Source organism: Terrimonas sp. (assembly GCF_003075435.1).
Lineage (GTDB): Bacteria > Bacteroidota > Bacteroidia > Chitinophagales > Chitinophagaceae > Agriterribacter.
The window spans coordinates 26,693-39,413 of the sequence record NZ_QCZJ01000005.1 but is presented as its reverse complement, the minus strand read 5'-3'; the positions used below and the strand labels follow the sequence as shown (position 1 = coordinate 39,413).

The following is a 12,721-nucleotide window of genomic DNA, read 5'->3' as shown; positions in this document are numbered from 1 at the left end:
AATATTGAAGAACCTTTTGTTAAATCATGACACGTACAGTAAGTTCCGTAGTGGTTACATTTTTAGCTTTCGTTTCTTTTGTTAACGCACAATCAACATTAACCGTTTCCGGTAAAATTACCGACAGCAGATCGAACCCGGTAAGCGCTGCTACCGTTGCGTTGCTGAATACCGGCAAAGCATCTGTAACAAATGATAATGGCATTTTCAACCTGAAAAATATTGTTCCCGGAAAATACACCGTGAGCATTTCCGCTGTTGGCTATGCTGCCATCAGCAAAGAAATTTCCTTTACTCACGGCTCTTCGGAAAACATAGATTTCATATTGCAGGATGCTGACAATCGTCTTGACAATATTGTAGTGACTGCGCAGAAAAAAGAGGAACAGTTACAAAAAGTTCCCTTCAGCATAAGCGCCCTAACCTCAAAAGAAGTAAAAGAATACAGGCTGTGGAATGCCAAAGACCTTACCGCCATAGTGCCGAATCTATACTCGGCTAACTCAGGCGATGAAAGAAATGTTGCATCCATACGCGGCATCGGCACCACATCCTATGACCCTGCCGTGGCAACATATATAGATGGTGTAAACCAATTTACTTTGGATACTTATACTTCTCAACTGATGGATGTAGAAAGAATAGAAGTGTTGCGCGGACCACAGGGCACTTTATACGGACGTAACGCAATGGGCGGTGTGATCAATATCATTACCAAACAACCTGCTGATGTGACCAGTGCTTTTGCTGAAATAAATGTTGGCAATTATAATCAGCAGCGATATGAAGCCGGTTTTCGTGCGCCATTGGTTAAAGGCAAGCTATACCTCGGTGTTGCGGGTATGTATAATAAACGCGATGGTTATTATACCAATACTTATCTCAACAAATCATTCGACAAGCAAAATACCTACGCCGGCAACTATTATTTAAAATACAAACCTGCTGATAAATGGATGATATCATTGAACCTGAAGCACCAGGCTAACAGGAACGATGGCGCCTTTACTTTATCGGGCAGTGTTGATGAAGCATTTGAAAATCCCTACAAAATTCAGCAGAATGCAAAAGGAAGAATGACTGATAATACCCTTTTCAGTTCGCTCGGGATAGTTTATAGTGGTAATACTTTCAATTTCAGTTCGCACACAGCGTATCAATCCAATCTCAGGTATTATCAAAATCCGGTAGATGGTGATTTTTCGCCGCTTGATGCAGTTACTATTATAAACGATTACGGCAAACCGTGGAATAAGGTAAAAACATGGACACAGGAATTCAAATTGAATTCCAACACCGCTTCTCTATTGCAATGGACGGTTGGCACATATATGTTTGCAGATGACAGGCCGAATAAACAAGCTACGCACTATGGTGAAGATGCAGGCCTGCTCGGTGTGCCCGATGTAAATTTCTCTACCATAAACACCACAACCGCTAAAAGCAAAGGCATAGCATTTTATGGTCAGGCAACCTATACTATTGTTGAAAATCTTGATGTGACCGCAGGTTTAAGATACGACTATGAGCATAAGCAATATAACCTGATGGGCGAGTATCAAAAAGATGGAGATGCACCCATCACCACCCTGGCCGATACCAGCGCAGCTATACAATACGGCGCATTTTCTCCCAAAATAGGCTTATCATATAAAGTAGCCGCAGGCAGTAACCTGTATGCTACGTATAGCCGTGGTTTTCGCACAGGCGGTATGACGCAGTTATCAGCCGATCCTTCCCAACCCCCATTATACGAATATGATCCTGAATACAGCAATAATGTTGAACTTGGTATTAAGAACAGCTTTTTTAATGAAAAGTTACATGCTAATCTTGCGGTGTTCTTAACCAATATAACAGGCGTGCAGGTGCCTACACTGGTTTTGCCTGATGCTATTACCATTATAAGAAATGCCGGCAAGCTGCAAAGCAAAGGCATAGAACTTGAAGTATCCGCCGCGCCTGCAAAAGGCTTGCAGATCAATTATAATTTAGGGTATACTGATGCCTCTTATACCAACCTGAAACTTTCGCAAAACGGCGCTTCGGTTGATCTTGATGGCAAGAAACAGATCTTTACTCCTGATGTTACATCAATGCTATCTGTACAGTATGGTTATTACCTGGGTACAAAACAGCATTTGAAATTAGTAGTACGCGGCGAATGGTTCTATCTTGGCAAACAATATTTTGATCTCTCCAACAATATTGCTCAAAACCCATACAGCTTGCTTAATACCCGTTTTGGTATTTCATCAAAACATATTGACCTTATGTTTTGGGGACGCAACCTTGGCGGTAAAAAATATATAGCTTATGCCTATGATTTTGGAGCTGTGCATCTCGGCGATCCTAAAACCTATGGTGTAACGCTTGGATTCAGGTTATAAAACTTAACGACATATTTTTGTAATGGTTACTGGTGAAAAGTAAAATCGCTTTTCACCTTTTTTCGAAGCAATACCATTATCTTAATATAATACTACCGGCATGACTAATTTTATTTTAACAGGCTTGTGCATACTGGTAGGTTTTCTATTGAGAAGATATGCGTCGCTTCCAAAGGATGCCCACAAGGGTGTGAATGCCTGGATCATTAATGTTGCGCTGCCTGCAGTTTCGTTTAAATACCTGCCACATATTGAATGGAACAGTTCATTGCTGTTGCCTGTATTAATGCCGGTTATTTTATGGCTTTGCGCCTGGTTATATGTAAGAATATATGCCAGCACCAATAAGGTCAGCAGGCAAACAGCGGCAGCGCTGCGGCTATCTACCGGTTTAAGCAATACTTCCTTTGTGGGCTTCCCGCTTACGATAGCATATTTTGGTGAGCGGGAATTAAGCACCGCTGTGATTTGCGACCAGGTAACTTTTATGATACTTGCAACAGCAGGTATATTATTGGCCATAAATGCTTCGGGGAGTAGTAATCCTTCGCCCTTATCTATCATCAAAAAAATCATTTCTTTTCCACCGTTTATCGCCTGTATTGCAGCATTGATCATACCAATTTTCGCTGACATATCGCCGTTAGACAATGTATTTGACAAACTTGCAGCTACCATTGGTCCGCTTGCCTTATTTTCTATCGGCTTGCAAATAAAACTTGACGGGTGGAAAAATGAAGTAAAACATATAAGCTATGCCCTGCTGTTCAAGCTTATACTGGCGCCATTAATTATGCTTACCATAGTATTGCTCACCAATATTAAAAACAATATAGCACAGGTTACCGTTTTTGAAGCCGCCATGCCATCATTTTTAACCGCAAGCATTGTCGCTACCGAATACAACCTTAATCCTAAATTATCTACGCTTATAACCGGCATCAGTATTCTTATATCTTTTATTACAACAGCCATTTGGTTTTGGATTATAATAAAATTAACAGGCAGTTAATTTTTCTGTTCTGCCCCTTCTACCCTTCTGCCTCATCCTGCCAATAGTTGGCAGATATTTTGATTATCACTATAGCCATAATCAAACAATTATGAAAGTACTCGGAATCGTTCTGATAGTTGCTGGCATTGCAATGTTCATTTTCCGCGGATTTAGTTTTACAAAAGAAAAAGAGCTTATAGATCTTGGCCCTGTAGAATTGAACACAAAGGAAAAGAAAAGTGTTACCTGGCCTTCTTACGCGGCAGGAATAGCTGTAGTAGCAGGTGTAATAGTATTGCTTGCAGGGCGAAAAAAATAATTTATATATCCCGGCGGTAATCTGTACCCTATATTTCTGCATAATCTGTACAATCTTACCGTAAGTAAGCAGATATTTGCCGTATGCATGCAGGCACGGTAAATACAATTAAGGCCCGGTTAGGCAGGTTTGGTATAGATGGTTTCCTGATTGGTATTATTTCCGTTATAGCACTTGCGTATTTCTTTCCCCAACCCGGGATTATAACCCGGCCTTTTTCGCTGGAACAGGTCGCAGGTTATGGCGTTTCCATAATTTTTTTCTTTTACGGGCTGAAGCTGGATGTAAAAAAACTTTCCATTGAATTAATGAACTGGCGGATGCATATAATTGTTCAGTTTACGACATTTATTGTTTTTCCTGTTATAGCGCTATTGGTTAAACCTTTTTTCGGAATTGACTCACTATTATGGCTTGGAATTTTTTACCTGTGCACACTCCCCTCCACAGTATCATCATCTGTAGTAATGGTATCCATTGCTGAAGGAAATGTTCCTTCTGCAATATTTAATGCAAGTGTTTCAACATTGTTAGGCGTTTTTGTTACTCCGTTATGGATGATTCCTTTTATCACAGAAAAAGTAGTGTATACAGATACATCAGCAATCATATTGAAATTGGTTGTGCAGGTTGTAGTACCCGTTTGCTGTGGTTTAGTGTTGCATAAGTATGGTGGCCCATTTGCTGAAAAACATAAAAAACGCCTGAAGCTTTTTGACCAGGCAGTAATCCTGCTGATTATCTATACTTCATTTTGTCATTCTTTTTATAATCGTGCTTTTGAAGCCTTCAGCATGTCTACCTTATTATACATGTGCGCAGGAATGTCTGCTCTTTTTTTTATTGTGTATTACTTAACCATGTTTATATGCAAACGGTTTAAGTTTGAGCAAAGGGATTGTACCACCGTAATATTCTGTGGCTCAAAAAAATCGTTGGTGCATGGCACGGTTATGTCTAAAGTTTTATTTACTGCAACGCTGCCGGTTAGCATAATTTTGCTTCCTGTTATGATTTATCATTCCTTACAACTGATATTTGTGGGAATAATTGCACAGCGTTTGAGAAAAACAGGTAAAGTAGACTAATAAATTAAATTAACAGGTATGACATTTGATGAATTCATTCAGTTTGCCATTTTCACAGTATCGGGATTTGTAATAGGAATACTGATACAAAAGCTGCTTACCCCGCAATTACACAGGTTTGCACAAAAAAGTAAATGGGCGGGTGATGATCTGATCATCCTGGTAATATCAAAATGGATTATTCCCTGGTTTACTGTACTGGGCATTTATTTAGGTTGGAAAAGAGTAGAAATGGATGAAAAATATCATCGCTGGCTTGAGAACGGCATAACCATTTTTTACATTCTTTCTGCCACCATTATACTATCTAAAGTTCTTTCGGGATTAACTGCAATAAGGGATGCAAGATCAGGTAAAATATCTTCTTCATCCTCTATCATCGGAAATATTGTCAAGGTTATTGTTTATTGTCTTGGCTTGCTGATGATCCTGCAATCGGTAGGCATAAAAATCACACCTATCCTCACAGCACTTGGTGTTGGAGGTTTGGCAGTGGCTCTTGCGTTGCAGGATACGCTTTCTAATTTATTTGCAGGTATACAGATCGTATCTACAAAAAAAATAAATACCGGGGATTATATAAAGCTCGATTCCGGACAGGAAGGCTTTGTGGAAGATGTAAACTGGAGATATACCTCAGTAAGGGTTGGCGCCAACAGCATATTTATTGTTCCCAACTCTAAAATGGCCAGCCTGATCGTAACCAACTTCGATTACCCAAACAGGGAATTTGTATTTGATATTCCTGTTGGTGTTGATTACAATAGTAATCTTGACCATGTTGAACGTGTTACCATTGAAGTGATAAAAGAACTACAGGAAACAATGGAAGAATGTGTTCCTGATTTTGATCCGTTGATACGATTTCAGCAGTTTGGAGCCAGCAGTATTGATTTGAAAGCTTTTATAAGGGTGAGAGATTTCAGTAGCCAGTTTATTGTAAAGCACGAGTTCATAAAAAGATTAAAAAAAAGATACGAGGAAGAAGGCATTAATATCCCTTATCCCGTACAAACAGTATTTATTAACACGCCGGCAGAAGAAAATAAAAAACAACCGGATCAGTAAATTCATTTACCCGTAATTCCCATCTTTTTCATTAAGAAAGAAGCATTCCTGTTCCGTGCAACACCTTTGCGGAGCTTGTAATCAAAATGTAATTCGCCGTTCTCAATAATGCTTTCAAAACACCAGTTATTGATTATTCCTTTATGCTCATTTTCCAGCGAAGCCAGCATAAGATCATGTGTGGCAAAAAGCGTAATACAGTTGTATTGTATAAGCTGCAGAATAAATTGTTCTGAGCCATGGGTTTTGTCTTCAGAGTTGGTTCCGCGGAGAATTTCATCAATCAATACAAGGTATGGCTTACCTGTTTGAAGTTCATGAATGATCTGCTGCAACTTTTTCAGTTCAGCCATAAAATAAGAAGTATGCTCTTGCAGCGAATCGCTTATCCGGATAGAAGTTAATAGTTGCATTGGTGAAAACGAAAACGACGCCGCGCATACCGGCGCTCCGCATTGCGCTAATATAAGGTTGACGCCCAGTGTTCGTAAAAAAGTAGTTTTGCCCGACATGTTTGACCCTGTAACCAATAACAGTTTATCAGGATTACCGGCTTCAAAATCGTTGGCTATTCTTTCGTTTGCCGGTATAAGCGGGTGGGCTACCTGTTTGGTTTCTATTGATAAAGCATCTCCAGCTAACAATAAAGGATAAACGAAATTTTCGTTATTAAAAGCAAAGCCTGCAAATGCATTTAAACTTTCTATTTCACCAACGGTATGCAGCCACTCATTAAAATCCGCTTTGTTTTTTGCTTTCCATTTTTCAAGCTCAAGTATACACTGCAGATCATACAATACAATGCTGTTCAGCAATACATTTACCAGCAGGTTAAGCCGCTGATCGAACATGGAAGATAGTTTTGCCAGTGCCTTAATTGTCTTATGTGCCTGGCCCGCAGATTTTTGGAGGCGTTGCAGCAAAGCTGCATTCCCACTACCCGCATTAGAGAATGTGCATAAAATATCAGCGTACTGGTCAAGCACAGCCTGCTTTTTCCCGATCAACTCATGCTGCTTATGAATATATTTTGCATTACGCCCTGTTATCAGCCACCCCACCCCTACCCCGGCTAATAAATATAATACCTGTCCATTAGCTATATACAGCAAAAGAAAAAAAGTATTGTATACGGGCAAAATCCAACGAAGCACCTGGAGCCATTTTCTTTTATACAACAATTCTCCTTCGTTTAACCACGCCTCAATATTATTCAGGTTACCTTCTTCTTCTTTCCGCATCAGACCGTAAGCGGTTACCAGTTGACGCATATCAACCTGTGGCGCAAAAGCCTTAACGGCTTGCTGTCTTTCTTTAATATCATCAATATGCTGCGGAGGAGCGATGAGCAAATTTGCAAGGTGCAACCGCCCGTGAGAAGTACTGTTCCTGTTCAAGAGGTGAAATAATGACCCCGGGCCAAAAATATCAAGATCAGATGCATAACCCCCTCCGTTGTTAAATGCTTTACCATCGTCCATTTTATTAGGCTTATTATTAATAACACCCAACTCATTTTCATTTACAAATAACAGGTTTTCGTGCAGGGTTTTCTGCTCATTCAGGCGAACAGCATGCTTAACTAAAAATATAAACAGCAACAGCGATAAAACAGCAGCGGCAATAAGTAAAAAATGGAAATGTTGTACGAGGAAATATACAGACACGGCAAGTGCAACAAATGCTGATACCCGGTAGATTGCAGATAAAACAAGTTGCTTTTTAAAAGCATTGATTAACCGGGTATAGTGCCTGATCTTTTCTTCGTAAAATGATTGTTTAGTTATTGCATCCCGCCTCATGAAGATTAAATTAAAATGAAAGTTGCGGCGGATGGGAAACCTGTTAGACTATAGTACAGAAATTAAGCATTAGTACAATTGCCCGGCAGATTTTTTCCTCGCGTAAGTACGATTTAACTATAGTCAGCGTGTTGCCTGGTCAAGATGACGATACCCGTAGGTGTCATTGGCAAACCGGCTATATAATGTCCAGCGCCTTCACGAAAAAGTAACCAATAAAAGGAATGACAACAGTAATAAAATTACCGGCAAATGCATATACCACAAAAAACATCACTACAGATAGTAAAAACAATATCCAGAAAAGCCCCTTTGATTTATTGCTTGCGGAATCCATACCCTTTAAAAATTTGTGGCAAATATAGCAAGGATTTCTTTTGTTTGAAAGATATTGAAAAATTTTGCCTTACGCTTTAATTTTTATCTGCTTACATATATATTTTCTATAGCTTAGCCGTATGGTCAAAATCCATTTTTATATTCGTTTCAGTACCAGGTTCGGGCAGTCACTGCTGCTTTCGGGCAATATTCCTTCTCTTGGAAACAAACAGGCAGGTGCGGCTGTACTGATGCAGTATCTCAACGACAATTTCTGGCATTATACACTTGAATTAAACGATACAGATAATTTACCCGCACAAATAAGTTATACCTACCTTTTTAAAGATACCAATGGCTTAACAGCGGAAGAATGGGATGACAATAAAACCATAAACCTTGCAGCAATTTCAACACCTGAAATAAGCGTAACAGATACCTGGAATTTTGCCGGGCAGGCAGAGAATGCTTATTATACTTCTCCCTTTCAGGAGGTATTATTGCCGCAGGCAAAAAAGACTGCAAAGCCTCAACCATATAACGGATACACACATTTGTTTAAAGTAAAGGCTCCCTTGCTGAAAAAAGATGAAGCGGTTTGCATTTTAGGCAGCACTGCTGAATTAAACAATTGGGATACAGGAAAAGCTATATTACTTCAAAAGGAAAGCGAATGGTGGACGATTAAAACAGATCTTTCAGAAGCTGATTTTTATATTGCCTATAAGTATGGCATTTATAATACAAAGAAGAAAATTTTTGTGCGCTATGAAGATGGCGACAACCGCCTGATGTATAACAATAACGGCAAAACGAAGTTCAGCATACTGCACGATGGTTTTATACATTTTAATGCAAGCAAATGGCGTGGCGCAGGTGTAGCCATCCCGGTATTTAGTTTACGCAGCGCCAACAGCCTGGGTACGGGCGAATTTACCGACCTGAAACTACTTGTTGACTGGGCGAAAATGAATGGCATGCACCTCATACAACTGCTGCCGGTAAATGATACAACGGATACCAATACCTGGAAGGATTCATATCCTTACAATGCTATTTCTGCTTTTGCCCTGCACCCTTTATATCTTAATGTTGAGATCATCACACCTAAAGGAAATACTGAACTCTTAAAAAAGATTAAAGAAAAAGCCAGGCAGTTAAATAAAAAAACTGATGTTGATTATGAAGCGGTATTATCGTTTAAATGGAGGGTCATAAAGGAGATATATAAATCACAGAAAAAGGATTTTTTTCAGCATAAAGACTACCGGAATTTTTTTGATGCCAACAAGCAATGGCTTTTGCCTTACGCGGTGTATAGCTACCTGAGAGATAAAAACTCAAAGGGCAAAGATAAAACCGTACCCTACCCCGGGTGGGAGGAATATGCAGTATTTAATGCCCCAGCAATTGAGGCGCTCGCAGATCCTGCCCATAAACATTTTGATGGTATAGGCGTTTATTATTTTGTACAATATCATTTGCATGTTCAATTAAAAGCTGCTACCGATTATGCGCACAAGAATGGCATTATTGTAAAAGGTGATATACCTATTGGTGTCAGCCGCAACAGTTGTGATGCATGGATGGAACCCGGGCTCTTTCATATGGATATGCAGGCAGGCGCGCCACCGGATGATTTTGCGGTTCGCGGACAAAACTGGGGATTCCCAACATATAACTGGGAGCGCATGAAAGAAAATAATTTTAAATGGTGGCGCAGGCGCTTTGCGCAGATGAGTGCGTATTTTGATGCATTCCGTATTGATCATATACTTGGCTTTTTCAGAATATGGAGTGTACCCACCCATGCGGTTGAAGGATTGATGGGGCATTTTGTGCCTGCTATTCCTGTTCATATTAACGAATTTGCCAAAAGCGGGATAACATTTGAATACAGCAGGTTTTGTCAACCATATATAACAGATACCGTACTCGAAGAACTGTTTGGAGAAAAGAAAAATCTGTTAAAAGCATTTCTTGAGGAACATGCAGATGGCACTTATACCCTTAAAAAAGCATTTACAACCCAAAGCCAGGTAGAAGCGTATTTTGCTGCAGACGGCGGCATAACCGAAGATAACGTGATGCTGCAATCTGCCTTATTTACCCTTATAGCTAATATTATCCTTTTTGATGCTGAAGAGTCAGACAGGCAAAGCTTCCATTTCAGGATTGATATAGAAAGTACATCATCTTTCAGGCATTTAGATCAACAAACCCAATCCGCTTTAAAGAATTTATATATTGATTATTTCTACAGAAGACAGGATGACTTCTGGGCAAGGGAAGCACTGGAAAAATTGCCGGCTTTGAAAAAAAGCACCAATATGCTTATTTGCGGAGAAGACCTGGGTATGGTGCCTGGCTGTGTGCCTGAAATAATGCGCATATTAGGTTTGCTAAGCCTCGAAATTCAGCGCATGCCCAAACAACCCGGGCGCGAATTTTTCGATCCTGCATCAGCACCCTACCTATCTGTTATTACGCCTTCTACACATGATATGAGCACCATCAGGGCATGGTGGGAAGAAAACAGGGAAAAAACGCAACGCTTTTTCAATAATGAAATGCAGCATCCTGGTACAGCACCATATTATTGCGAGCCTTGGATTGACAAAGCTATTATTATTCAGCATTTATATTCACCTGCCATGTGGAGCATTTTCCAATTGCAGGACCTTATGGGCATAGATATTAAAATACGAAGAGAAAACCCTAAAGAAGAACGCATCAATGACCCGTCTGTAGCACGGTATTACTGGCGCTACCGTATGCATGTTCCGCTGGAGCAATTATTGAAAGAAGATGATCTGAACAGTGAATTGTCAAGCTATATACAATCGAGCGGCAGAAATGAAAAGTGATAACATAATTTCTTACAAATCAGTTAATCAATGCCACTAAAAATACGTTACTGGAAAACAAATCTAAAGTTCAGGTATCCGTTCACCATTTCAAAAGGAACAAAAACACATCAGCCTGCATTAATAGTTGAATTGGATTTCAATGGGACAAAAGGTTATGGTGAAGCGCCGGCCATAGCCTATTACAATATTCCTGTTGAAAAAATGATTGAAGACATTGAGCATAAGAAAAAATTCATTGAGCAATTCTCGTTTACTCATCCTGATCGTTACTGGCATTATCTTCATCATCTTATTCCGGACAATCATTTTTTGGTTGCAGCGCTGGATATTGCCGCATGGGATATTTTCGGCAAGCTGAAGCAACAGCCCTTATATAAGCTATGGCAAACAGATATGGCAACCGCTCCTCCTACAGATTATACTATCGGTATTGACACCATAGATAAAATGGTTGACAAGATGAAAGAAAAGCCCTGGCCGATATATAAAATAAAGCTGGGTACAAAAGAAGATATTCCTATAATGGAAGCATTGAGAAAAAATTCTGATGCTGTTTTCAGGGTAGATGCCAATGCAGGATGGAAGCTTGATGAAGCGCTTGAGATATTACCAATACTCAAAGATCTGAATGTAGAACTGGTTGAACAACCGCTGGCAAAAGATGACTGGGACGGCATGAAAGTATTGCATGAAAAATCTCCACTCCCTCTTTTTGCTGATGAGAGTTGTGTATTCGCATCTGATGTAAAAAAATGTAATGGATTTTTTCATGGTATAAATATTAAACTCACCAAATGCAGCGGCATAACACCTGCTTTAAGCATGATAAAAGAAGCCAGGCAATCCGGCATGAAAATAATGCTGGGCTGTATGAATGAAAGTACCGTTGGCTCAGCCGCCGTTGTACACCTTGCGCCGCAGGTTGATTGTATAGATGCAGACGGTCCTTTATTACTGGAAGAAGACATAGCACAAGGATTGATATATGATTTTGGAAAAATAACAGCTTCTGAAAATGCAGGTTTAGGAGTAGTAGTGAACGAGCATATATTAGGGAGAATACAATCGTAAGCGGCAACCTTAACCAACATTATGCAGTATTACAAAATCAGAAAAGACGGCTTTAAACAAATCAAAAAGCAAATGCTAATTAGGACACTTCCGATGATACTTATCGCTGTGACCATTGGTATAACTATCAGTTCAATAAATACAAAAGGCACAGCAGATGACATTAATGTTCTGCCTATAATTATCCCCTTTGTTGCAGTAACAGTATGTCTTGGACTTTATCGAGGGCTAAATAGACAGAGAAATTTGTTCGAAAGCTACCAACTTACCTTGACAAACAACCTTATTACAAGAGAGCAACTTAACACCCCAACAATTTCGATTTATTTCAATGAGATAAAAGAAATTATAAAAAGTAAAAATGGAAGTTTCAGTATTAGAGGTAAAGACCCAACAGACTTAATTATCATACCTGCACAAATTGAAAATTATATCGAACTTGAAAATACATTAGCTCAAATAAAATCATTTGCGAAAAAATCTAGTAAATCATTTTTGCAGAAATATAGTATTGCTATTTCTCTCTTTAGTTTGACTTTAATGTTATGTGTCTATACTGCTACAAACAAAATTATTGTAGCATTTAGTGGAACATTTCTTCTCGCTATTGTATCGTGGAGCTTTTATGAAGTGCGTAAAAGTAGAAATATTGACGCAAAAACTAAGCGCAGTATGTGGTGGGTTTTAATTCTGCTGGCATCGGTAATTGGAGTAATGTTAATAAAATTGACTGGAGTGCAAAAAAAGTAACAGGATTAGGATCGACACAACAAGGTATGCTGCTAACAGACGGTAATTGTA

The 12,721-nt window shown here is 39.4% G+C and carries 10 protein-coding genes; 8 read left to right on the top strand and 2 right to left on the bottom strand.

Features of this window, described 5'->3' with window-relative positions:
- Positions 1 to 26 precede the first annotated feature (26 nt).
- The 5 genes from DC498_RS07345 (at position 27) to DC498_RS07325 (ending at position 5,859) form a co-directional block, all read left to right on the top strand.
- Complete coding sequence (locus DC498_RS07345) at positions 27 to 2,390, top strand: TonB-dependent receptor (RefSeq protein ID WP_116873511.1); 2,364 nt, start codon at positions 27 to 29, stop codon at positions 2,388 to 2,390.
- A 100-nt stretch (positions 2,391 to 2,490) separates the two neighbouring features.
- Positions 2,491 to 3,402, top strand: a complete 912-nt coding sequence (locus DC498_RS07340) for an AEC family transporter (protein ID WP_116873510.1) — start codon at positions 2,491 to 2,493, stop codon at positions 3,400 to 3,402.
- 91 nt (positions 3,403 to 3,493) lie between these two features.
- A complete protein-coding gene (locus tag DC498_RS07335) occupies positions 3,494 to 3,703 on the top strand; it encodes a hypothetical protein (protein WP_116873509.1) in 210 nt (69 codons plus the stop codon).
- Between the two features lie 83 nt (positions 3,704 to 3,786).
- Positions 3,787 to 4,791, top strand: a complete 1,005-nt coding sequence (locus tag DC498_RS07330) for a bile acid:sodium symporter family protein (protein WP_116873508.1) — start codon at positions 3,787 to 3,789, stop codon at positions 4,789 to 4,791.
- 18 nt (positions 4,792 to 4,809) lie between these two features.
- A complete protein-coding gene (locus DC498_RS07325; RefSeq protein ID WP_116873507.1) occupies positions 4,810 to 5,859 on the top strand; it encodes a mechanosensitive ion channel family protein in 1,050 nt (349 codons plus the stop codon).
- A 2-nt stretch (positions 5,860 to 5,861) separates the two neighbouring features.
- Here DC498_RS07325 and DC498_RS07320 read toward each other — a convergent pair whose 3' ends face one another.
- A complete protein-coding gene (locus tag DC498_RS07320) occupies positions 5,862 to 7,661 on the bottom strand; it encodes a MutS-related protein (protein WP_116873506.1) in 1,800 nt (599 codons plus the stop codon).
- Positions 7,662 to 7,839: 178 nt separating this feature from the next.
- Positions 7,840 to 7,998, bottom strand: a complete 159-nt coding sequence (locus DC498_RS26120) for a hypothetical protein (protein ID WP_165813782.1) — start codon at positions 7,996 to 7,998, stop codon at positions 7,840 to 7,842.
- 121 nt (positions 7,999 to 8,119) lie between these two features.
- Between DC498_RS26120 and DC498_RS07315 the strand changes: the two genes are divergently transcribed.
- From DC498_RS07315 to DC498_RS07305, 3 genes are read left to right on the top strand one after another with little or no spacing between them, the layout of a single operon-like run.
- Positions 8,120 to 10,846, top strand: coding sequence for a 4-alpha-glucanotransferase (locus tag DC498_RS07315; protein ID WP_116873505.1), 2,727 nt, complete (start codon positions 8,120 to 8,122; stop codon positions 10,844 to 10,846).
- Positions 10,847 to 10,876: 30 nt separating this feature from the next.
- Complete coding sequence (locus DC498_RS07310; protein WP_116873504.1) at positions 10,877 to 11,920, top strand: dipeptide epimerase; 1,044 nt, start codon at positions 10,877 to 10,879, stop codon at positions 11,918 to 11,920.
- A 21-nt stretch (positions 11,921 to 11,941) separates the two neighbouring features.
- Positions 11,942 to 12,670 carry a hypothetical protein gene (locus DC498_RS07305; protein ID WP_116873503.1) on the top strand — a complete coding sequence of 243 codons (729 nt, stop codon included), beginning with the start codon at positions 11,942 to 11,944 and terminating at the stop codon, positions 12,668 to 12,670.
- The last annotated feature ends 51 nt before the right edge of the window (positions 12,671 to 12,721 follow it).